This window comes from Chryseobacillus diguaensis (assembly GCF_049220665.1).
GTDB lineage: Bacteria > Bacillota > Bacilli > Bacillales > Bacillaceae > Metabacillus_B.
On sequence record NZ_JBMKNV010000003.1, the window covers coordinates 123,300 to 146,330 of the forward strand.

21 protein-coding genes and 2 pseudogenes are annotated in these 23,031 nt (G+C 41.0%); 17 read left to right on the plus strand and 6 right to left on the minus strand.

Annotated features, from left to right (window positions below; all coding sequences use genetic code 11):
- The first annotated feature begins 1 nt into the window (after position 1).
- From ACOT8F_RS05690 to ACOT8F_RS05715, 6 genes and pseudogenes are all read left to right on the plus strand, one after another.
- Positions 2-775 carry a LamB/YcsF family protein gene (locus ACOT8F_RS05690; RefSeq protein ID WP_421650607.1) on the plus strand — a complete coding sequence of 258 codons (774 nt, stop codon included), beginning with the start codon at positions 2-4 and terminating at the stop codon, positions 773-775.
- Positions 772-1,089, plus strand: a pseudogene (locus ACOT8F_RS05695) (hypothetical protein); the annotation flags it as partial. The gene ACOT8F_RS05690 and the pseudogene ACOT8F_RS05695, both read left to right, overlap by 4 nt.
- A 95-nt stretch (positions 1,090-1,184) precedes the next feature.
- Positions 1,185-2,120, plus strand: a complete 936-nt coding sequence (locus ACOT8F_RS05700; protein ID WP_421650608.1) for a manganese-dependent inorganic pyrophosphatase — start codon at positions 1,185-1,187, stop codon at positions 2,118-2,120.
- A gap of 515 nt (positions 2,121-2,635) precedes the next feature.
- Positions 2,636-3,485: pseudogene (locus tag ACOT8F_RS05705) on the plus strand (acetate kinase); the annotation flags it as partial.
- A 227-nt stretch (positions 3,486-3,712) separates the two neighbouring features.
- Positions 3,713-4,549 (plus strand): EcsC family protein, encoded by an 837-nt coding sequence (locus ACOT8F_RS05710; protein WP_421650609.1) that lies wholly within the window; start codon positions 3,713-3,715, stop codon positions 4,547-4,549.
- Position 4,550: 1 nt separating this feature from the next.
- Positions 4,551-5,063, plus strand: a complete 513-nt coding sequence (locus ACOT8F_RS05715; protein ID WP_421650610.1) for a MogA/MoaB family molybdenum cofactor biosynthesis protein — start codon at positions 4,551-4,553, stop codon at positions 5,061-5,063.
- Positions 5,064-5,163: 100 nt separating this feature from the next.
- Here ACOT8F_RS05715 and ACOT8F_RS05720 read toward each other — a convergent pair whose 3' ends face one another.
- On the minus strand, positions 5,164-5,694 hold the full coding sequence (locus ACOT8F_RS05720) for a DinB family protein (protein ID WP_421650611.1): 531 nt from the start codon (positions 5,692-5,694) through the stop codon (positions 5,164-5,166).
- A 256-nt stretch (positions 5,695-5,950) separates the two neighbouring features.
- On the opposite strand from ACOT8F_RS05720, the gene ACOT8F_RS05725 reads away from it, so the two are divergent.
- The 3 genes from ACOT8F_RS05725 to ACOT8F_RS05735 all read left to right on the plus strand — a co-directional run bounded on the left by ACOT8F_RS05725 (position 5,951) and on the right by ACOT8F_RS05735 (position 8,785).
- Positions 5,951-7,153 (plus strand): argininosuccinate synthase, encoded by a 1,203-nt coding sequence (locus tag ACOT8F_RS05725; protein WP_421650612.1) that lies wholly within the window; start codon positions 5,951-5,953, stop codon positions 7,151-7,153.
- Positions 7,150-8,553, plus strand: coding sequence for an argininosuccinate lyase (gene argH / locus ACOT8F_RS05730; protein ID WP_421650613.1), 1,404 nt, complete (start codon positions 7,150-7,152; stop codon positions 8,551-8,553). The genes ACOT8F_RS05725 and argH overlap by 4 nt, the downstream gene beginning before the upstream one ends.
- Before the next feature lie 73 nt (positions 8,554-8,626).
- Positions 8,627-8,785, plus strand: coding sequence for a hypothetical protein (locus ACOT8F_RS05735; RefSeq protein ID WP_421650614.1), 159 nt, complete (start codon positions 8,627-8,629; stop codon positions 8,783-8,785).
- A gap of 453 nt (positions 8,786-9,238) precedes the next feature.
- Here the strand turns inward: ACOT8F_RS05735 and ACOT8F_RS05740 are convergent, their stop codons facing one another.
- Positions 9,239-9,604 (minus strand): hypothetical protein, encoded by a 366-nt coding sequence (locus ACOT8F_RS05740; protein WP_421650615.1) that lies wholly within the window; start codon positions 9,602-9,604, stop codon positions 9,239-9,241.
- A gap of 319 nt (positions 9,605-9,923) precedes the next feature.
- Here ACOT8F_RS05740 and ACOT8F_RS05745 point away from each other — a divergent pair, with 319 nt between their 5' ends.
- The 4 genes from ACOT8F_RS05745 to ACOT8F_RS05760 all read left to right on the plus strand — a co-directional run bounded on the left by ACOT8F_RS05745 (position 9,924) and on the right by ACOT8F_RS05760 (position 14,569).
- Positions 9,924-10,685: an SDR family oxidoreductase gene (locus tag ACOT8F_RS05745; RefSeq protein WP_421650616.1), complete on the plus strand. Its 762-nt coding sequence runs from the start codon at positions 9,924-9,926 to the stop codon at positions 10,683-10,685.
- A gap of 197 nt (positions 10,686-10,882) precedes the next feature.
- Positions 10,883-12,004, plus strand: coding sequence for an alanine dehydrogenase (ald, locus tag ACOT8F_RS05750; protein WP_421650617.1), 1,122 nt, complete (start codon positions 10,883-10,885; stop codon positions 12,002-12,004).
- Positions 12,005-12,272: 268 nt separating this feature from the next.
- A complete protein-coding gene (locus ACOT8F_RS05755; protein WP_421650618.1) occupies positions 12,273-12,953 on the plus strand; it encodes a metal-dependent hydrolase in 681 nt (226 codons plus the stop codon).
- 296 nt (positions 12,954-13,249) lie between these two features.
- Complete coding sequence (locus tag ACOT8F_RS05760; RefSeq protein ID WP_421650619.1) at positions 13,250-14,569, plus strand: DRTGG domain-containing protein; 1,320 nt, start codon at positions 13,250-13,252, stop codon at positions 14,567-14,569.
- A gap of 82 nt (positions 14,570-14,651) precedes the next feature.
- Here the strand turns inward: ACOT8F_RS05760 and ACOT8F_RS05765 are convergent, their stop codons facing one another.
- Positions 14,652-14,966 (minus strand): YtpI family protein, encoded by a 315-nt coding sequence (locus ACOT8F_RS05765; RefSeq protein ID WP_421650620.1) that lies wholly within the window; start codon positions 14,964-14,966, stop codon positions 14,652-14,654.
- Between the two features lie 167 nt (positions 14,967-15,133).
- On the opposite strand from ACOT8F_RS05765, the gene ACOT8F_RS05770 reads away from it, so the two are divergent.
- Positions 15,134-16,069: a DHH family phosphoesterase gene (locus ACOT8F_RS05770; protein WP_421650621.1), complete on the plus strand. Its 936-nt coding sequence runs from the start codon at positions 15,134-15,136 to the stop codon at positions 16,067-16,069.
- A gap of 44 nt (positions 16,070-16,113) precedes the next feature.
- Here ACOT8F_RS05770 and ACOT8F_RS05775 read toward each other — a convergent pair whose 3' ends face one another.
- The 3 genes from ACOT8F_RS05775 to ytrH all read right to left on the minus strand — a co-directional run bounded on the left by ACOT8F_RS05775 (position 16,114) and on the right by ytrH (position 17,252).
- The gene (locus tag ACOT8F_RS05775) at positions 16,114-16,305 is read right to left on the minus strand and encodes a YtzJ family protein (RefSeq protein WP_421650622.1); all 192 of its coding nucleotides are present in this window, start codon (positions 16,303-16,305) and stop codon (positions 16,114-16,116) included.
- Positions 16,306-16,410: 105 nt separating this feature from the next.
- Complete coding sequence (ytrI, locus tag ACOT8F_RS05780; protein ID WP_421650623.1) at positions 16,411-16,914, minus strand: sporulation membrane protein YtrI; 504 nt, start codon at positions 16,912-16,914, stop codon at positions 16,411-16,413.
- Positions 16,911-17,252 (minus strand): sporulation membrane protein YtrH, encoded by a 342-nt coding sequence (ytrH, locus tag ACOT8F_RS05785; RefSeq protein WP_421650624.1) that lies wholly within the window; start codon positions 17,250-17,252, stop codon positions 16,911-16,913. The genes ytrI and ytrH overlap by 4 nt, the downstream gene beginning before the upstream one ends.
- 130 nt (positions 17,253-17,382) lie before the next feature.
- On the opposite strand from ytrH, the gene dnaE reads away from it, so the two are divergent.
- The 3 genes from dnaE to ACOT8F_RS05800 all read left to right on the plus strand — a co-directional run bounded on the left by dnaE (position 17,383) and on the right by ACOT8F_RS05800 (position 22,793).
- Positions 17,383-20,751, plus strand: a complete 3,369-nt coding sequence (gene dnaE, locus ACOT8F_RS05790) for a DNA polymerase III subunit alpha (protein WP_421650625.1) — start codon at positions 17,383-17,385, stop codon at positions 20,749-20,751.
- A 178-nt stretch (positions 20,752-20,929) separates the two neighbouring features.
- A complete protein-coding gene (gene ystJ, locus ACOT8F_RS05795; protein ID WP_421650626.1) occupies positions 20,930-22,168 on the plus strand; it encodes an NADP-dependent malic enzyme in 1,239 nt (412 codons plus the stop codon).
- On the plus strand, positions 22,161-22,793 hold the full coding sequence (locus ACOT8F_RS05800) for a FadR/GntR family transcriptional regulator (protein ID WP_421650911.1): 633 nt from the start codon (positions 22,161-22,163) through the stop codon (positions 22,791-22,793). Before ystJ ends, ACOT8F_RS05800 begins: the two co-directional genes overlap by 8 nt.
- Positions 22,794-23,031: the final 238 nt, after the last annotated feature.

The following is a 23,031-nucleotide window of genomic DNA, read 5'->3' on the forward strand; positions in this document are numbered from 1 at the left end:
AATGAAGGTTGACTTGAATTGTGACTTAGGGGAAAGTTTTGGCGCTTACCACCTGGGAAATGATGAAGAAATACTGCAGTTTGTTACTTCAGCTAATATTGCGTGCGGCTTCCACGCCGGTGATCCGAAAACGATGAAAAAAACTGTTGAACTTGCCCTGCAAAAAGAGGTGGCAATAGGTGCCCATCCAGGTCTGCCTGATTTGCTTGGATTCGGAAGAAGGAACATGAACATTACACCGCAGGAAGCTTACGAAATGGTAATTTATCAAATCGGAGCACTCTATGGGTTTGTGAAGGCTGCAGGAGGGAGAATGCAGCATGTTAAGCCTCACGGAGCGCTTTACAACATGGCAGCTGTTAACCCTGAACTTTCAAAAGCGATCGCTGAAGCGATTTATGACCTCGATCCTGAGATCATTTTATTTGGATTGTCCGGAAGTGAATTGATTAAGCAAGGAGAAGCAATCGGTATTCGAACAGCAAATGAAGTATTCGCAGACAGAACCTACCAGGAAAATGGGACCTTAACAGCTCGCAGCAAGAAAGGCGCTCTCATAACAGAGGATGAGAAGGCCATAGAGCAGGCAGTGCGCATGATAACGGAAAAAAAGGTCCATACTCTTCAAGAGAATGAGATCAGCATAAAGGCTGATACCATCTGTATTCACGGGGACGGTTCACATGCCCTATCATTTGCTAAATCCATTCAAGAGGCATTAAAGAAAGCGGATATAACCATTAAAGCCTTTACAGAAAAGGGAGGTTGTTTATGAAAGAAAATAGGGTTAGCCTGCTTCTTGGTGCTGCGTTTCTAATGGCAACTTCGGCAATAGGGCCGGGTTTCCTGACACAAAACCCAGTATTTACTGAAAAATTAGCTGCTAGCTTTGGATTTGTTATTTTAATATCCATCATCCTTGATATTGGCGTGCAAATGAACGTATGGCACATTATTGCTGTGGCTGAAAAACGTGCACAGGATATTGCGAATATGGTAGTTCCCGGTTTGAGGGATTTATTTCCATACTCATTGTCATTGGCGGGATAGTGTTCAATATTTGGGAATATTGGAGGGGCAGGCCTTGGATTTATGTAACAAGCGTAAGTGTATGTTAAAATGATTTTAGATTGCCAGTTTCATCTGGCGGGATCTAATTTATAATAGTCAAGGAGCAGATAAAAATGGAAAAAGTATTCGTATTTGGCCATAAAAACCCTGACACTGACACAATTTGTTCTGCGATTGCCTATGCTGAATTGAAAAACAGACTGGGTGTAGAAGCAGAGCCTGTCAGACTGGGTGAAGTAAATGGAGAAACTCAATACGCTTTGGATACATTCAATACTGAGGCGCCAAGATTTGTAGAAACGGTTGCAGAAGCAAGCGGCGTCATTCTTGTAGATCACAATGAAGCACAGCAAAGTGCTGACGATATCCGTGAGGCGCGCGTACTTGAAGTGATCGATCATCACCGCATTGCCAATTTTGAAACAAGTGACCCGCTCTATTATCGTGCAGAGCCAGTTGGATGCACAGCAACGATTTTACATAAGCTTTATAAAGAAAAAGGCGTTGAAATCCGCAAGGAAATTGCTGGCTTGATGCTTTCTGCCATCATTTCTGATTCTCTTCTATTCAAATCTCCAACTTGCACAGAAGAGGATGTAGCTGCTGCTCATGCTCTTGCTGAAATTGCTGGTGTAGACCCAGAAAGCTATGGCCTTGAAATGCTGAAGGCTGGCGCAGACCTTAGAGATAAATCAGTAGCACAGCTGATTTCACTCGATGCAAAAGAATTCCAAATGGGCGAAAGCAAAGTCGAAGTAGCCCAAGTAAACGCTGTTGATCCAACAGATGTTCTTAAATTGAAAGAAGAAATTGAGCTCGAAATGGGCAAGGCTATTACGGCTAAAAATCTTGATCTCTTCCTATTTATTGTGACAGACATTTTAAAAAATGATTCCATCGCCATTGCACTTGGCAGAGACATCAATGCTGTTGAACAAGCATTCAACGTCGTATTGGAACAAAACAGCGCTGTATTAGCAGGCGTAGTTTCCAGAAAAAAACAAATTGTTCCTGTCTTAACAGAGACACTTAGCAAAATTTCCCGATAAGGTAAAAAAGGCACTGATTCGATGAGAATGGGTGCCTTTTTTTTGATTTCATAAAATAACCTCTGCAGTTTCCTATCCAGAAGGGAAAATAATTAGTTTTTTATCCGATGAATAGGAGATTGGCAATTTTAAGAGCTGACACTGGGATTTAAAAAGCGGACATGGGGATTTAAAAAGCGGACATGATTTAAGAGCGGACACGAGGATTTAAGAGCGGACACGAAGATTTAAGAGCGGTCACTGGGATTTAAGAGCGGACACGGGGATTTAAGAGCGAGCACGGGGATTTATGAGCGGACACGGGGATTTATAAGTGCACTGGGATTTAAGAGCGAATATCAGAATGTAAGTGCGGACCTTAGATTTGTTCGGTGTTAGTTAATGTTTAATTTTCCTGTCTGTGCTTGTCGAGGCTAAACAGGCGCTACTATAAACTTTTCAGAAAAAAATGAATTTTGATTGTAACCGATTGCAGGATTTGAAAGCTCTTGAAATGTCCTTACGGCAATGTTTAAGCTCCTCTTCATAACCCTGCCAATGTTGTTGGTATTAAAGCATTCCAGGAAGTGCTACCAAATGTGCCTACTATAGCTGTTTTTGGATACAGCATTTCACCAAACAATGCCTGAACAATCATTCTTATACAGCTTGCCTTATGAATACTATGAGAAATTCGGAATCCGCAAATATGGCTTCCACGGTACATCTCATAAGTATGCTTCCGAGCGTGCTGCAGAGCTTCTTGGACGTCCAATCGAGCATTTAAGACTTATTTCATGTCATCTTGGCAATGGTGCAAGCATCGATGCTATTGAAGGCGGAAAATCCATTGATACATCTATGGGCTTTAATCCTCTAGCAGGTGTCGCAATGGGGACCCGTTCAGGAAATATTGATCCTGCCCTTATTCCTTTTATTATGGAAAAAACAGGATCAAATGCAGAGGAAGTTCTTGAAATCCTGAACAAAAAAAGCGGTCTGCTTGGTATTTCAGGTCTTTCAAGTGATCTTCGCGATATTACATCTGCAACTCATGAAGGAAATTCCCGAGCGACAACTGCACTTGAAGTGTTTGCCAGCCGGATTCATAAATACATCGGTTCTTATGCAGTAAGAATGAGCGGTGTAGATGCCATTATCTTTACTGCAGGAATCGGTGAAAACTCAAGTGATGTCCGTGCACGTGTGTTAAAAGGTCTGGAATTCATGGGTGTATACTGGCATCCGGCACTGAATGAACTTCATGGAGAAGAACGCCCGTTAAGCTACCCGCATTCTCTTGTAAGAGTTTTTGTCATCCCTACAAATGAAGAAGTCATGATTGCACGTGATGTGGTCAGACTTGCTGTCTTAGAACACGCATAAAAAAGATTTTCTTCATGGCATCTTTTCTTAAAAGCCACAGATGGTTTCCGCTAAATTGAAAAGAAAACAAAGTTTAAGAAAAGAGCCATAATAAATAGTTAGTCCTAAAAAACAGCCAAGCTAGCCGGCTGTTTTTTTTGCTATAATGATGACAGAACTTTATTCTCCCGCTTCCTTGCAGTGATCGAAAAATAGATGGTAATTTCAATTCAGGCAGGTGATCATGAATGTTAAATTCAAGAGAAAAACGGCTGTTAAATGAAATACATCTTTGGGAAAAGCATCTTCGTAAAGACATGAGGCCGGAACTGCAGCGTACATATGATGAATGGGTAAAAGAAATACTTGCCAGGCTGCCGGAGGAAAGAAAAAATATATTTTTCAGCAAAGTGGATGATCTGCTTTTCCATTTCTATTCCCTTATACAGAATTCATCGCTTTTACACGATTCAGGAAAAAAGATTATCAATATTGCCCAAAATTTCGATAACAGTATTCAATCCATAAATGACTGCAAAAGACTAAGTGCCGATCAGCAGCATTTTATTGCCAATACACAGCTTGCCAAGCACCGTCTATATTCTTTTTTGCAAGGAGGTCTGACTGGTGCAGGGGGGCTTTTATTATTTGGGGTTGATTTGCCTGCACTTTCGATTATCCAGATGAAAGCTGTTCAAGTAGCGGCGATGAGCTATGGATACGAAACAAACTCTCCTTATGAAATGATGAACTCTCTGAAGGTTTACCATGCTGCAATCCTGCCGAAGCATTTAAGGTGGAAGGCGTGGGTGGGGCTGATGGATGAACTAGACTCAATGCCTGATTTCCCTTTTTTATATGAAGGCGACGAACAGCTCGCTGACGAATCTCTTATTCATCAAGCAGCTTCCCAAATAGGAAAGTTTTTCATCGTATCTGCAGCTAGAAGAAAGGTATTTCAGGGAATCCCGCTTATTGGGATAGCTGCCTGCGCAGGAGCTAATTACCGGTTTACGAAACAAGTAACGGATTTTGCCCAGAATTACTATGCCTGCCGAAGATTAAAGGAAAGAGAAGGAGAATAAAATGAGCGTGGAAGAACACAAAACAAAAGCCCCTGCTTCTGTTGCCTGCAGTATTATTACAGTGAGTGATACGAGAACAGAAGAAACAGATAAAAGCGGCGCTTTAATCAGGGATCTTCTGATAACAAAAGGCCATGAAGTAACAGATTATCAAATTATAAAAGATGAGCAAACGCTGATTAAAAATGCTGTTTTGTACGCATGTGAGAACAGCAAAATCAAAGCGGTTATCGTAAATGGCGGAACTGGCATTGCAACGAGGGATGTGACAATTGAGGCGGTACATCCTCTCCTGGATAAGGAAATGCCTGGATTTGGAGAAATTTTTCGAAGTTTGAGCTATTTCGAGGATATCGGCTCTTCTGCCATATTAAGCCGCGCCCTTGCTGGAACAGCTTCCAACACAGCTGTTTTTGTCATTCCAGGTTCAAGCGGAGCCGTAAAGCTTGCAATGGAAAAACTGATTCTTCCAGAACTCGGGCATATTATCAGGGAAATCCAAAAAGACTTATAAAATCGATTTCAGAGTGTAAAAGGAAAGAACGTTGAATGGTTCTTTCCTTTTACACTTTTTTATTTTGTTAAGGATATTAACAGTGTAATCCTGCAGGTGATCATTTCTGATTGTATAAAAAAGTAATATAGTCCGTCTGCACTCCTGCAAATCCATGCTGTCTGATCATGGAAGCGAGATTGCCTCTGTGATAAGTTCCGTGATTGACGACATGCTGTATACATTGTGACAGCGGGGTTTCGAGTCTTCCAAAAGAAGGATGATCACAAATTATTAGCCGTTCTAAATCATTCTGCTGAAGAAAAAACTGTTTGCTCGTATTTACTAACACCGAATACGCTTTTGCCAGTTCCTCCAAACTTGAGTTTCCAAGTTTATTTTTATGCACTGTGATATTTTCAAGAATTTCTTTAAAAGGTTTTTGCTTCATAACATCCAGCCACATAGTATCAGCAGCAATCATATGAAGAAACGTTTCCTGTATAGAAGAAAATACACTCTGAACCTTTTTAGCCCAAAGCTCATCAGGCAGTCCTCTAATATGATCAATAACTTTTCTGTTCGCCCATTCGTGATAATCGTAAAGCAAAAGGGCATGATGCTGATCGTTTCCTCGTGCTTTTACAGTCATTTGAATCCTCCTTTTAAAAAGTAGTCTATTGGATAAATTAATTATACAAAATATACCATTCTAAGTACTGGTTCGATTGTCCTGTATTTATTTAGGGAGATAGAATTTTGATAGATTTATTTTATGAAAGAATTCAAATTAAGAATATTTATGGGTTGAAAAAATGATCAAAAGTTGGTAAAGTGGCATATACAATGTATTATTATTAATTCAAAAGTATTTTTATACAGAAATTATACAGTGGGAGGAATTCGTGTTGGCTCAAAAAGTGGTTCTCGCATATTCTGGAGGTCTTGATACCTCTGTAGCAATTAAATGGCTTCAAGAAAAAGGTTATTCTGTCATCGCATGCTGTCTGGATGTTGGTGAAGGAAAGGATCTTAACTTTATACAGAGCAAAGCGCTTGAGGTTGGGGCTGAAAATTCCTACGTAATTGATGCGAAAGAGGAGTTTGCTGAAGAATTTGCTCTCATAGCATTGCAGGCACACGCTTTGTACGAAGGGAAGTACCCGCTTGTCTCAGCTTTATCAAGACCGTTGATAGCAAAAAAGCTTGTTGAGATTGCAGAGCAAGAAGGAGCGGATGCCGTAGCACATGGCTGCACGGGAAAGGGAAATGATCAAGTGCGTTTTGAAGTTTCTATTAAAGCCCTGAATCCTGATCTTGAGGTGTTAGCGCCAGTCAGAGAATGGAGCTGGTCACGCGAGGAAGAAATTCAATATGCCCAATATCACAATATCCCAATTCCAATAAAACTGGATAGCCCATTTTCTATCGATCAAAATTTATGGGGCAGAAGCAACGAGTGCGGAGTGCTGGAAGATCCTTGGGCAGCACCTCCTGAAGAAGCATATGACTTAACCAGCCCGATTGAAGCAACACCAGATCAGCCGGAAACAATTGAAATTACATTTGAAAAAGGGGTTCCGACTGCGCTTAATCATCAGAATCTTCCTCTATCAGAGCTCATTCTCAAGCTGAACCATATCGCAGGAAAGCATGGCGTCGGCAGAATTGACCATGTGGAGAACCGCCTGATTGGGATTAAATCACGTGAAGTATATGAATGTCCTGGCGCCATTACATTGCTGAAGGCTCACAAAGAGCTGGAAGATTTGACTTTAGTTAAAGAACTGGCCCACTTTAAGCCGGTAGTTGAACAAAAAATGACGGAATTGATTTATAACGGCTTATGGTTCTCACCTCTTAAGCCGGCATTGGAAGCATTCTTAAAAGAAACACAGCAAACAGTAACAGGTGTGGTGCGAGTTAAGCTGTTTAAAGGCCATGCCATCGTTGAGGGAAGAAAATCAGAATACTCTCTTTACGATGAAAAACTTGCTACTTATACGTCAGAAGATGCATTTGATCATCAGGCAGCAGTCGGTTTCATTTCTTTATATGGTCTTCCTACTAAGGTTTCAAGCATAGTGAAAAACAAGAAGGTGAAAGCATGAAAAAGCTTTGGGGAGGCCGCTTTCAAAAATCACCCGAAAAGTGGGTGGATGAATTCGGAGCATCCATTGAATTTGATCAAGAGCTCGTTGAAGAAGATATAGAAGGTTCACTTGCCCATGTTAAAATGCTCTCTAAATGCGGGATTATAGAACAAAATGAGGCTGAAGCCATTGAAGGCGGACTTCATGCCCTGCTGAAAAAAGCCAAAAACGGCGAGCTTTCCTTTTCCAGTGAATATGAAGATATCCATTTAAATCTGGAAAAGCTCCTGATTGATGAAATCGGACCAACAGGAGGGAAGCTTCATACGGGACGAAGCAGGAACGATCAAGTGGCGACAGATATGCATCTCTACTTGCGGAAGCATACAAAGCTTATTATTAAAGAAATACAAGAGCTGCAGCACATTTTGATAAAAAAAGCGGAAAAAAACGTAGAAACCATTTTACCTGGTTATACACATTTGCAGAGAGCTCAGCCAATTTCATTTGCCCACCATTTGCTGGCTTACTTTTGGATGCTTCAGAGGGATAAGGAACGTATGGAGGAATCCCTGAAGAGAATCGGACTTTCACCGCTCGGGTGCGGGGCGCTTGCTGGAACGACCTTTCCGATTGACCGGGAATACAGTGCAGAGCTGCTGGGATTTGACGGGATATATGAAAACAGCCTTGACGGTGTGAGCGACCGGGATTTTATTCTCGAATTTTTAGCGAATTCCTCTATAATGATGATGCATCTTTCCAGATTTTGCGAAGAAATCATTCTTTGGTGTTCAGAGGAATTCAAATTTGTGGAGCTGGATGACACGTATGCGACAGGAAGCAGCATGATGCCGCAGAAGAAAAATCCGGACATGGCCGAGCTGATCAGAGGAAAGACAGGAAGAACCTATGGAAGCCTAATGTCGCTTCTCACGATCATGAAAGGCATGCCGCTTGCTTATAACAAAGATCTTCAGGAGGACAAAGAAGGCATGTTTGATACAGTGCAAACGGTTCATGGCAGTCTGAAGATCTTTGCTGGCATGATTGATACGATGACTGTGAATGAAGAAAAAATGCATCAGTCCACTAAAGAGGATTTTTCCAACGCAACGGAGCTTGCCGATTATCTTGCAAAAAGGGGCATGCCATTTCGTGAGGCACACGAGGTAGTTGGAAAACTTGTTTATCAATGCATTGAAAAAAAGGTATATTTAAAGGATCTTTCCTTAGAGGAATATCAAAATGCCTCTCTTCTGTTTGAAGAAAATCTTTACGATGAATTGGATCCTCACCAAGCGGTAGCAAGAAGAATAAGTGAAGGCGGCACGGGATTTGCTAAAGTAAAAGAAGCGATTGTGAAGGCAAAAAAACTGGTGGATGAAAAGGAAGTATTGGATTTAAAAACACTATAACGTAAATAGATCTCTACCTTTTTGCAAATGCTACTTAGTGATGTAAATAGTTTGCAAAAGGAGTGAAAACTTGGTGAAAAGAGATCCGAATAACACATCTATATCCTTTGAAACAGAAGGCGAGAGAGAAACTTCTGATCAAATCAAAAATGCATACGAGAGCGGTGTGATTGAACAGCCGTTTGATGAAAATTTCACACAGGATCAGGCAGAAAAAGCAGACGAAGTTTAAACAAGGCTGTTTTCGCAAAGATTGTTGCTATTCGTAAGTATTAAAGAAAACGCATTAAGATTAGCTTTGGGGCATCATTTCTTAAAATTCCTGCCAAATCAAGAATCCTGCAGCTGAAATTTAGAGTGAGAAGCAGCAAAGTTTAAGAAAAGAGCCTTAAACAAAGACTTTTTAGGCAAAGTCTGTATTTTATCGTATGAACCTAAACTAAAAGGATAGAACCCGGGTGAATCCCGATTTCTATCCTTTTTTTAATAGGCTGTTTTCGCAGAGATTGCTGCAATTCGTAAAAGCTGATATCACGCATTTAGTCTAGCTTCGGGGCATCATTTCTTAAAATTCTTGCCTAATAGATATGGTTTGTTGGACTAAATATAGGTCATGAGCAACAAAGTTTAAGAAAAGAGTTTTTAACATCGCTTATTTCTTTTTGGAATAGTCAGGGTCACTCCTTTAGAGATGCTCTTTATTAGTCATCATAAATCCGCCGGTATTTCCAGAAAACATATCGAAAAATCCGTGTGCAGGCGACTTGGCGTAGCGGGTAATATCAAAAGATGCAATAGCCCCCGATATATACTGGACAAATACAAGGCTTGCGAATAAACACATTGAAGCAATTGGAAAACCAGTGCCCTGAGTGCTGGCAGATGCCCAAACACCTTTATTTGTAGTAAAGTATAAATAGAGAATAACGCCTTTGCCAAGAAGCAAAAAGGGCAAAAAGTATTTGGCTGCTCTTTTCACCGCATCGCCGTCAATAAAAAGTTTCCTGCGTTTACAGGAAAAGAAAATTGAATGATAAAATATTCGTACCATTTTGTTTTACTTCCTTAGGTCCGCTTTCAAGTCCGAATTTTTCAATAGCGCCCGAACGGCTTTTTTCAATGGAGTCATTTATAGAGGATTCTTCCTTTTTTCTCCGTTGTAAGCTGTATTTTAAGGGACGGCAATCTTTATAAAGGGCTGCTTTCGCAGAGATTGTTGTTTTTCGTACATGATTTGATCACGCATAAGGATTAGCTTCATGGCATCTTTTCTTAAAATTTTTGCCATACTAATGGTTTCGAGTACTAAATGAGAAAAGAGTCTTAAGAAATGAGCCTTAAAAAGAAATTATTTCAGGAGGCACAACAGTTTGAGGCATGCTCTTTTAACCGCAGGAACAAAAGGATTGGGAAGAAAAGTTGCTGAATCATTTCTTGAGAACGGCTATTCAGTAACTCTCAGCTACCTCAGTGACGAAAAAGCTGTGGAAGAGATGAAACATACATATCATGATCTGGCTGAAAGACTGCAATTTGTCAGGGCAGATGTGACAAATAAAAAAGATTTAACAAATCTTGCTGAACAGGCCTTCAGCAACTTCGGAAGAATCGATTGTCTGATAAATAATGCAGGTCCATATATTTTTGAAAGAAAAAAACTGGCAGATACAAGTGAAGAAGAGTGGAATCAAATGATTGACGGCAATTTAAGCGCTGTTTTTTATTTGCTGAAAAAGGTTATACCGATAATGAGAAAACAAAAATATGGGAGAATCATTACCTATGGATTTCAGGAAGCGGAAAACGCTTCAGGATGGCTGAACAGAGGGGCATTTTCAGCAGCGAAAGTAGGGCTGGTTTCTTTAACTAAAACCATTGCGATTGAAGAAGCGGAAAATGGCATTACAGCCAATATGATCTGTCCTGGAAATATTGCAGGTGAAATGAAGGAAGCCACTATTGAAGAATCCAGAAAACTCGGAAAAGACAATACTCCTATTGGACGCTCAGGTACTGGAGAAGACATAGCCAGGTTCATTTCCTTTCTCTGTGATGAAAATGCCGATATGGTCACGGGAACAGTAACAGATATTACTGGAGGGGCTAATATCATTCATCGATTTCGCCAGTAGCATTCAGCTAATAACCCATCTTAAACGGTTTTTTTGAATAAGACCATCACTTTGAAGCGGCAAAAGATTACTATCTTTTCTCAATGCTTCCATTTTGTCCAATACAGCTTCTTATGCGGTTTCATATACTATAACAAAATACTAACTGTAAGTCGTGTGCGCAACAAAAAAGGTACAAAACAACTGGAGGAAGCATTGTGAAAATTGGAATACCTGCTGAAGTGAAAAATAATGAGAATAGAGTTGCCATCACACCTGCAGGGGTAAATCATCTTGTTGCAGCGGGCCATGAAGTGCTAATCGAGTCAAAAGCAGGAGAAGGTTCCGGTTTTACGGACGATCAGTATATAGAAGCGGGAGCAAGTATTGCTGAAACAGCTGAGGAAGCATGGAGTGCAGAAATGGTAATGAAAGTGAAAGAGCCTCTGCCGTCAGAATACGGGTATTTCAGAGAAGGACTGATCTTGTTTACTTACCTTCATCTTGCGCCGGAGCCTGAGCTTACAGAAGCCCTCGTCAATTCAAAGGTGATAGCCATTGCATACGAAACGGTACAGCTTCCAAATGGTTCTCTTCCGCTGCTCACTCCGATGAGCGAGGTTGCGGGAAGAATGGCTTCTCAAATCGGAGCACAATTTCTTGAAAAACCGAAAGGAGGCAAAGGAATCCTTTTATCGGGGGTTCCTGGTGTCCGAAGAGGCAAGGTAACCGTGATCGGAGGTGGGGTTGCTGGGACGAATGCAGCAAAAATTGCTATAGGTCTTGGAGCAGAAGTTTCCATACTTGATGTAAATCCTGAAAGACTTCGTCAGCTTGATGATATTTTCGGAAACGAAATCACGACTCTCATGTCCAATCCTCATAATATTGCCGAATCTGTAAAAGAGTCAGATCTAGTCATTGGAGCGGTATTAATTCCAGGAGCGAAAGCACCAAAGCTTGTAACTGAGGAAATGGTCAAATCCATGCTTCCTGGCTCTGTAATTGTGGATATTGCTATTGACCAGGGCGGGATATTCGAAACCACAGACAAAGTCACAACACATGATAACCCTATTTATGAAAAATTTGATGTCCTGCACTATGCTGTAGCCAACATGCCTGGTGCTGTGCCAAGAACCTCTACCTTTGCGCTTACAAACGTAACAGTACCTTATGCCTTGCAGATCGCAAACAAAGGTGTTCTGAAAGCATGCAGCGAGAATGAGGCATTGCTGAAAGGAATAAACACAATCAAAGGATTTGTTGCATACAAAGCAGTTGCAGAAGCCCATGGTAAATCCAATGCAGATCCGAAAACGTTTCTTGATGAACTATAATGATCTTAGCTGTCATTTTATATGGCAGCTATTTTTTTGGATAATCTCATTTTGATGCCTTACTGAACCATTTCCTGAAAGTTCGGACGGGAGCATTCCTTCTGCTGTTTTTAAAGGGCGGATGCGTCCTCATATGGAAGTTTCTCTTGATAAGCAAAAGTTTAGCATTGCACTGTCCAGGGTATTTTTTTAAAGCAGATTTTTTTAATTGACTGACATTTTATACTATAGTGAACATGAATACAAATTTACTAGGCGGGGTGAAAGCATGAAAGTATCATTTCATGGACATTCAGTTGTTGGAATCGAAACAAACGGCAAGAAAATTTTAATCGATCCTTTTATTACAGGAAATGAACTTTGTGACTTAAATGCTGATGACGTTAAAGTGAATGCTATTTTGCTGACTCACGGACATGGCGATCATGTTGGAGATACAGTGGAAATAGCGAAAAGAAACGATGCTCTTGTCATTGCCCCTTTTGAACTGGCTACATACCTGGGATGGAAGGGTGTAAAAGCCCATCCGATGGCAATTGGGGGGGCCCATGAGTTTGATTTTGGAAAAGTGAAATTGACTCAGGCTTTTCACGGCTCAAGTTACGAAGAGGAAAATCATACGCTTGTTTATACAGGAATGCCTGCAGGAATTCTTTTTACAGCTGAAGGGAAAACCGTCTACCATGCAGGGGACACTGGTTTGTTTTCTGATATGAAAATGATCGGGGAACGCAACAATATTGATCTTGCCTTCCTTCCGATTGGAGACAATTTTACAATGGGGCCTGAGGATGCTGCGACAGCTGCTGAATGGCTTCAGGCAAAAACAGTTGTTCCTGTGCATTTCAATACGAATCCATTCATTAAACAAGATCCGGAGAAATTTGTTTCACTTCTGCAAAAAGCAAACGGAAAGATTATGCAAGCTGGAGACAGTGTGGAACTATAAAACATAACAAAAGGCTGTTTTCGCAAAGATTGTTTCTTTTCGTACAAGCTCTTATACCGTATTCAGCCTAGCTTCGGGGTATCCTTTCTTAAAGAATATTGCCTTATCGATGGTTTGTTGAAAACAATATTGGGTCATGAGCAACAAAGTTTAAGAAAAGAGCCTAACAAAAAGAGAAAAAGGCTGCAAATTCATTGAGATTTGCAGCCTTTTTCTGTTCTTTTGCGAGGGTAAATTGCTATGAACGGATTCTCAATCTATAATAAAAATGGATAACGTTGAAGTAGGTGAAGAGCTTGGCGACAAAACACGAACAAATTATTAAATACATTGATTCTCTGCCTGTTGGAGAAAAGATTTCTGTCCGGCAGATTGCCAAGGCTATGAAGGTCAGTGAAGGAACGGCATACAGAGCCATTAAAGATTCGGAGAACAAAGGATATGTCAGCACCATTGAACGGGTCGGCACAATCAGAATTGAACGGAAGAAAAAAGAGAATTTTGAGAAGCTGACTTTTGCAGAAGTGGTCAATATTGTAGAGGGACAGGTCCTTGGCGGCAGGAGAGGCCTGCATAAAACATTGAATAAGTTTGTCATCGGGGCCATGAAGCTTGAAGCCATGATGCGCTATACGGGTGCGGATAACCTTTTAATCGTGGGGAATAGAACAGCAGCCCATAGTTATGCGATTGAAGCGGGTGCAGCTGTCCTGATTACCGGCGGATTTGATACAGATGAAGATGTGAAAAAACTGGCTGATGAGATGGAGCTTCCTATTATATCCACGAGTTATGATACCTTTACGGTGGCTACGATGATTAATAGGGCCATTTATGATCAGCTGATAAAAAAAGAGATCGTAGTAGTAGAGGACATTTTAACGCCTCTTGAAAAAACGATTTTTCTTAAACCAGGTGATCCTGTTGAACAATGGTACGAATTGAACGTTGAAACAGGGCACGGGCGTTTTCCTGTTGTTGATCAGAATGGAAAAGTTCAGGGGATGATCACTTCAAAAGATATTATGGGCGCAGAAAGATCCGCTATTATTGAGAAAGTAATGACCCGAAACCCCATTACTGTCGCAGGTAAAACCTCTGTAGCCTCTGCTGCACAAATGATGGTTTGGGAAGGTATAGAGGTTCTTCCTGTTGTTGACGCTCATAATCATCTTGAAGGGATGATCAGCAGGCAGGATGTTTTAAGGGCTTTACAGGTTATTCAAAGACAGCCCCAAATCGGGGAAAAGATAGATGATATCGTGACCAATCAATTTATGAGTTCTGGTGAAGAAAGCAAAAACACAAGCCTTTATAAATGCGAAGTGACACCCAGGATGACCAATCACCTTGGAACCATTTCCTACGGTGTATTTACAACCCTTATTATTGAAGCAGCCAACAGGTACTTGAGGATGCAAAAAAAGGGAGATCTTGTGGTTGAAAACCTCACTATCTTTTTTATAAAGCCTGTGCAAATTGAAAGTGTGATTGAAATTGTTCCCCGTCTTCTTGAAGTGGGAAGGAAATTTGGGAAAATTGAAGTAGAAGTGCTGAATGAAGGAACCGTTGTGGGAAAAGCTCTGATGATGGTCCAAATTATAGAAAGAAGCTAAAAACGGGAAGGGCGGCCTTCCCGTTTCAGCTTCTTATCCATTCTATTTAACCGTTAAAACAATCACATAAGTCCGATATTGCCTAGGAGTGAGAATCTGCGTGAAACTGTCTTGATTCATTAACGGCAAGCGGCAAGTAGTGCTTATAAGCCCTGTAGCCTGCCCAGACGCTTGCGGCTCCAACAGCCATGAAGATAACACCGATGATGAGGGAAGTTGAGGAGCGGAACATAAATACCTGGTTCAATCCGAAGAAGAATACAAACGATCCTAAGGCAATACTTGATTTGGCTGAAACCCAGCTTTTCTCCATTGGCTTTTTTGAACGGTAGTATTTTACTTTATAAAACACGTAAAAACTGAAGGAGAAAACAACGAATATAACGAAAATAGGCATAGAAGACCTCCGTCTTGTTCGAATCTGATACTATTTTAACCAGAAATTGAAGAAAAGACCAGATGGTTTTCCCATCCATTTGGACTCAAATGGTTTTAAACTGGCTTTGCGCTTCATGCATGTTTAAAAGCACATCATAAATTTTTTAATACATAAAGGAGTTCATAATGAAAAACCAAATCCTTTCTACTATCAAACAAGCAGAAAAAATTATCATTCACAGACATGTCAGGCCAGATCCTGATGCAATGGGATCCCAATGCGGACTTGCTGAAATTATTAAGGCTTCGTTTCCGGACAAAACCGTCTATGTAGTCGGAGAAAGCGAGCCATCTCTGGAATTCCTTTATTTAATGGACCAGATTGCAGACAAAGAGTTTCATGACGCCCTTGTGATCGTTTGTGATACAGCCAACCAGGAAAGAATTTCTGATCAGCGCTATAAAAGCGGGAAAAGCCTTATTAAAATTGACCACCATCCAAATGAGGATGCTTATGGGGATCTTCTTTGGGTTGACACATCCGCAAGTTCAGTCAGCGAAATGATTTATGAATTTTACTTATCAGGCAAGGACGAGGGTCTCGTAATGACGGAAAAAGCGGCTGAATTAATTTATGCAGGCATTGTAGGAGACACTGGCCGTTTTCTGTTTCCGAGCACAACAAACAAAACGTTTAAATATGCAAGTGAATTAATACAATATGATTTCAGTAGAACTTCGCTTTATAATGAGCTTTATAAAATAAGGCCTAATGTAGCTAAACTGAGCGGATATGTACTAGAAAATTTTTCAATGTCGAATTCGGGTGCTGCATCTATGGTCCTTCAGACATCTGTTTTGGAAAAATTCGACGTAACCGTATCAGAAGCATCACAGCTGGTGAGTGTTTTAGGTGATATAGAGGGAATTAAAGCTTGGGTGTTTTTTGTTGAAGAAAAAGATCAGATACGGGTTCGTTTTCGTTCAAAAGGCCCTGTCATCAATCAGCTTGCTAAAAAATATAACGGCGGTGGACATCCGCTTGCTGCAGGAGCATCCATCCATAAATGGGAAGAAGCTGAAAAGGTTTTGGAAGATTTGGAGAGCCTTTGCCAGTCATAAAATCAGCAGGGGGCGCAATAGCCCTCCTTTTTTCTTCCTCTTTTTTATTCATTGACTGTTTCAGGAATGAACCAGCTTCCAAACTCTGTAATGTCCTCATATACTTTCAATTCAAGAATACCAAGCTCTTTTTTCAGCATTTGAGCCATCTCAGCGCTTTCAGCATAAGCAGAATAGCCTTTTTTGATTCTTTCCACTTTCTCACTGACTATTTTTTTCCGGCTTAAAATATCCATTCCAATCATCCTCCCCGCCTAGAAATTGGTTGCTTAACTTATTTCTATTGTATCCGAGAAAGGGGGTATTTGCGATAGAATTGTATAAAAATTCAAAAAATAAACTTATTTTGCGAATGCAATTTCAAGCTCCACATATACCGTCGTGTAAATGGCCATTTCTGTAATTTTTAGCCTATAGCTTTTATCATCCAGTTTGTATACTTTATTTTCAATGGCTTTTTTCAAAAGTTTTCTGCTTTTAAACACGCTTTCTATATCTCTTGCGATGACATCAGAAATGTCCTCTTTTACATTATTTTCAATTTTAAATATTGTTAGTGTGCTTAAATCGTATCTGTCAGCGTTCGTCAGGTGAACCTTTACATCATTCACTGTCAGCTTCTCAATGGTTTCTTTGTTCAAAATTTTAATATCTTCTTCCCAAATTTTTAAACGCTGATTTTGGCCCCGAATAGTATCCTGCTGTTTATGAACGATATATACAAGTCTTTCATGGAAAACACCGTAGGTAAATAAAAAAACACACCAGCTGATAATAGCCCCGATAAAAGCGCCAACGAAAAACCTTTGCCAGGATGGCTGCCGGTAATACGGGGGAATCCTCATCGCGATGTATGCTCCTGAGTAAGCCAAGTGATTAAAAGAAAGCCTGTTTGTGCGCCGCCCATTGCTGAAACGATTAAAAGCACTTGCTTGACAATATTTCTCGTTTCACCCTCAAAAATGCCTCTCTCAAAGCTGTAAAAAGCATCAAAGGTTCCTCCGATTGCTGCAACAAGCGCCCAGATTTTAAGCCGGTTTGCCAGCTGATAAATAGTAGATAGTGGAGGCTCCCCAGCAAGGTAGGCACCTAATCCGCCAATCAATGTTCCGCCAATCAATACTCCAAGAGCAATGAAATAGCTGTCAATAAAAGCAGGCATAAAAGCTTGTTTTGAATCCATCTGCAACATCCTTTCACCATCAATATATGGACAGACCTATTGAAGTATGTTTGCTTCGGCAAATTTGTATAGCTGCCTTTATAGGCATATAATAAATAGTAGATTAGTACATAAAAAGGTGGGAATTTGATTGCCATTTGTTCACCTGCAAGTTCAAAGTGCCTATAGCCTGCTAAATAGTTCGGCCAAGCTTGATAAATTGGTCGAAAAAGCAGCTTCATCAGGATTTAAATCTCTTGCATTAACAGACAGGCACGTAATGTATGGAACGATTGCCTTCTATAAACTTTGCAAAAAGCACGGTATAAAGCCCATTATCGGGCTGACAGCCTCTGTTTTTCCGGGAGATGATCCGGAAGAAGGAGCCTATCCGCTCATTTTGCTGGCAGAAAATAATACAGGCTATCGAAACCTTTTAAAGATAAGCAGCACCCTGCAGACAAAATCACAAGCAGGCATGCCTGATAAATGGCTGAAAAGCTACAGTAATGGACTGATTGCGATTACTCCTGGTAGAGACGGGTATGTGGAGGCTCTTTTAAAGGAAAAAAGAGTGGACGAAGCGGAAGCGGCCGTCCGGCATTATCAGGAAATTTTTGGGGATGATTCTTTTTTTCTATCGCTTCAAAAATTACAGGATACATCTGATGAACTGAAAAATTTGCATACTTTACAAAAGCTTGCTGATAAAACCGGAGCACGGTGTTTGGTGACCAATGATGTGCATTACGTGGAAAAAGCCGATGCATTTGCATACAAATGCCTTCTAGCCATTCAGCATAACCTGAAGCTTGAAGATAAGGATCCGGTTTTCAGCCAATCAGATGAGCATTATCTGAAAACAGCCGCTCAATTAACAGAACAATTTTCAGATGCAGTTGACGCTCTAGAAAATACGCTGAAAATTGCAGACCGCTGCAATGTGGAGATAGAGCTTGGAACAGCCATGCTTCCAAAATATCCTGCACCGGAAAACGCGTCAGCTGATGAATACCTTGAGCGTCTCTGTCTCCAAGGTTTAAAAGCAAAATTCAAGCAACCATCTGATACTTATTACAGCCGCCTGACTTATGAATTGGATATCATTCAAAAAATGGGTTTCAGCGATTATTTCCTCATTGTCTGGGATTTCATGAAATATGCCCATGACAGTAGAATTCTTACTGGACCAGGCCGCGGTTCCGCAGCAGGTTCGCTTGTCGCCTATGTACTGGAAATCACAGATGTGGATCCGATTGAGCACCGGCTGCTTTTTGAACGGTTTTTGAATCCTGAGAGGGTAAATATGCCGGATATTGATATTGACTTTCCGGACACAAGACGTGATGAAATGATTGCTTATGCGGCTCAGAAATACGGCCAGTTGCATGTTGCTCAAATCATAACGTTTGGAACACTTGCTGCAAGGTCTGCATTAAGAGATACCGCAAGAGTAATGGGTATTTCTCCGAAAGAAGCAGATAATCTGGCAAAAAAACTTCCTTCAAGACCGGGTTTGACACTAAAGGATGCTTTAGCAGAATCTTCCCAGCTGCAGCAGGAGCTCCGTTCGTCTGAAACCGTAAAAAGTATTTTTGAAACGGCCCAAAAAATTGAAGGACTGCCGAGACATGCTTCAACCCATGCTGCAGGTGTTGTTTTCAGTGATGGTCCGCTGACAGATACTGTACCGATACAAGAAGGCCATAATAACGTTTTTCTTACTCAATATTCAATGGATTATCTGGAAGAACTCGGTCTATTAAAAATGGACTTTCTCGGACTTCGAAACCTTTCACTCATTGAAGCAATCAAAAAAATGGCTGAAAGAGAAACGAAAGCACAAATTGATTTCAGCACGATCGGCTTTGAAGATAAGAAAACCTTTGAACTGTTAAGCGAAGGAGACACAACTGGCGTGTTTCAGCTGGAGTCAGATGGAATGAGAAGTGTACTCCGGCGGCTCGTTCCGACAAATCTTGAAGATATTGTGGCAGTCAATGCTCTGTACAGGCCGGGTCCGATGGAAAATATTCCGTCATTTATTGACCGAAAGCATGGCAGAACACCGATCCATTATCCGCATCCGGATTTAAAGGAGATTTTGGAAACGACGTTTGGTGTTATTGTCTATCAGGAGCAAATCATGGAAATCGCAGCGAAAATGGCCGGTTTCTCATTAGGCGAGGCGGATTTGCTCAGAAGGGCAGTCGGTAAGAAAATTAAGGCTGTACTTGACGCGGAACGTGAGCACTTTGTAGCCGGCAGCTTAAAAAAAGGCTATGACAGCATGACGGCAAATGCAGTATACGATTTAATCGTTAAATTCGCAAATTACGGATTTAACCGAAGCCATGCTGTTGCCTACAGTATGATTGCCTTTCAGCTTGCCTACTTAAAAGCCCATTATCCGATGATCTTTATGGCCGCTCTATTAACGAGCGTTGGCGGCAATGATGAGAAAGTGGCCCAATACATTAAAGAAGCAAGACAAAAAAGTATTTCCATCTTGCCTCCGTCGATCAATAAAAGCGAAGTCCCATTTAAGGTGGAAAAGGACGGGATCCGATTTAGCCTTTCTTCTATTAAAAATGTTGGCGTTACGGCAGTGAAAGAAATTTTCAGAGCAAGAAAACAAAAGCCTTTTACAGATCTGTTTGATTTTTGTGTGAGGGTCTCCACTAAAATTGTCAACCGGAGGACCCAGGAAGCCCTTATCTTTTCCGGAGCAATGGACGAATTTGGGGAGGAAAGAGCAACTCTGCTTGCTTCACTCGATATTGCCCTTGAACATGCAGAGCTTATGAAGCCTGACGATGAATCCCAAATGGATCTCCATTTAGAAGAGGAATTTACTCTTAAACCAAAGTATGTAAAAATAGAAGCATTTAAGATCGATGAGAAGCTGCAATTTGAAAAAGAAGCTCTTGGCTTTTATTTTTCAAGCCATCCGGTCTCCATGTATGCCATGAAACTGAGAAATGCCCATGCCAATAAAATTGATCAATGCTATCAGATGAACGGGAAACGGGCAAAAACGGGAGTGTTGCTCTCAAAAGTAAGAACAATCAGGACGAAAAAAGGGGAAGCTATGGCTTTTCTGACATTAAGCGATGATTCAGGAGACATGGAGGCAGTCGCCTTTCCGCAAGTCTATAAGAAACTGGGCAGTGTATTATCCCAGGGGAAGCTCGTGTTTCTTGAAGGAAAAGTGGAGCAGAGGGATGAAAGGACTCAATTTATCATCCAGAACGCCATCTTGCTTGAAGATCTTGGGGGGGACGAAGGCGGAAAAGCATTATTTCTGAAAATCGATGATACATTGATTGAAAAGGGTATTTTTCAGCATGTTAAATTGCTCCTAAAAGAACACCACGGCACTGTTCCGGTGTATGTGCATGATCCTTCTTCCAAAAAAACCGTCCAACTAACATCCGAGCACTTTGTCACGCCAACAAACGATTGCTTGAAAAAGCTTGAAGACCTTCTCGGAAAACAAAATGCTGTTTTGAAGAGTTGATCAGTGTGCTGAAAAAAGCAGCAGACTGATTTTTTTACAGCAGATGTTAAAAAACCAGCTATAGGGATGAGCCGAAAAGGCTGCATCTTTACAAAATACTTGATTATGTTTATAGTTTTATATTGACTGAGGTGGCCAGACCACTATATTATTGCAAACCTTGCGAGGAGTGAGTAATTTGTCTTTACGCGAAGAGGCACTACATATGCACCGTATTCACAAAGGAAAACTGGAATCCAAATCAAAAGTTCCTGTCAAAAATGCTAAAGACCTTAGCCTTGCCTACTCACCAGGGGTAGCTGAACCGTGTAAGGATATTTACGATGATAAAAACAAGGTTTATGATTACACGATGAAAGGCAACATGGTTGCAGTTGTTTCTGATGGGACAGCAGTTCTCGGACTTGGAAATATTGGCCCTGAAGCCGCTCTTCCTGTAATGGAAGGAAAAGCTGTGCTGTTTAAAAGCTTTGCCGGTGTAGATGCTTTTCCAATCTGCTTAAATACCACAGAAGTGGACAAAATTGTGGAAACGGTCAAACTGCTTGAACCGACATTTGGCGGAGTGAATCTGGAAGACATTGCTGCTCCAAACTGTTTTGTAATTGAAGAGCGGCTGAAAAAAGAAACCAACATCCCTATTTTTCATGATGACCAGCACGGGACAGCTATTGTAACAGTTGCCGGCCTTCTGAATGCATTAAAGCTTGTCAATAAAAAAATGTCCAACATTAAGGTTGTCGCAAATGGAGCGGGCGCTGCAGGTATTGCCATTATAAAATTATTATATCGATACGGCGTTCGGGATATTATTATGTGCGACTCAAAAGGGGCTATATATGAAAATCGCCCTAATGGGATGAATAAGGTTAAGGATGAAGTAGCGAAATACACAAACAGGGATCATCTTGAAGGGTCCCTAGCTGACATTATTAAGGGCGCAGACGTATTTATTGGCGTGTCCGTTGAAGGTGCTTTGACAAAAGAGATGGTTGAATCCATGAATAATGATCCGATTATATTTGCCATGGCTAATCCAGTGCCTGAAATTATGCCTGAAGATGCAAAGGATGCCGGAGCGAAAGTGATTGGCACAGGCCGATCAGATTTTCCAAATCAGGTAAACAATGTTTTGGCCTTTCCGGGAATATTTAGAGGCGCACTAGATGTACGGGCCACGCATATAAATGAACAGATGAAAATGGCTGCAGTTGAAGCAATCGCAGGACTGATTCCAAGAGAAGAAGTGAGAGCTGACTATGTCATCCCTGCCCCATTTGACCCTAGAGTTGCTCCGGCAGTAGCAGCTGCAGTAGCCAAAGCTGCAATGGAAACAGGAGTTGCCAGAATTAAAGTGGATCCTGAGGAAGTTGCCAAGAAAACAAGGCAGCTGGCTATAATTGACGAAAATGAATGAACAGTCCGTTCCTTCTTCTCCATCAAAGGTTTATGAAGAAACCATTCGCCAAATAAGAGAGATCATCAAAAAGGATGGTCTTTCAGCAGGAGATAAAATTCCATCAGAACGGGAACTGGCCGACCGCTTACAAGTCGGCCGTTCTTCAGTAAGAGAGGCTCTTCGTGCGCTTGAACTTTTGGGCATCATAGAGACAAGACGGGGAGAAGGCACTTATATAAAGGATTTTGGCGAGCATCACCTTATAAAGCTTCTCGGCATGTTTATTTTGGAAGAAAGCAAAGCAGCTGCTGATTTAATTGAGCTGCATGAGCTGGTTGAAAAAAATGCCTTTCTCATGGTTTTAAATAAAGGGAAGCAGCAGGAACTGAGAGTTCTTAAAAAGGAATTGCTTGAAGGAAAAAGGTCCTGCAAGGAAACAGTTAGAGCGCTGATTGAGCTTTCTGACAACCATCTCATTTATCGGATATGGACTGTTTTAAGAGACTATGCAGGGGCAGTAAAGCCGCTGCCCAAGTACAGCTTTAAGGCATGCGAGGGTTTGCTGAATGGTCTGCTTGAAGGAAAAGAAGAGGCAGTATTACTGGCGTATCATAGGTTTATATTAGAGAAAATTGTCGACTGACTGATGACATCCTTTTACAAAAATGTCCTCTAGCCTTCATGTAAAGTTAAATCAGCTAGCCTTGTCCATTTATTATTTTTAGATATTGCGAAATTGACAAATAGTAAGAGAAGCTGAAATTATTTATCCTTATTATTCATAAACCGGGGAATCAGTTTTCTGTGAAGCCTATTTCTGATTGCCGATAAAAGCATTAAGTTAGAAAGAGCCCGGAACATAAATTTTTTAACCGCTTCTT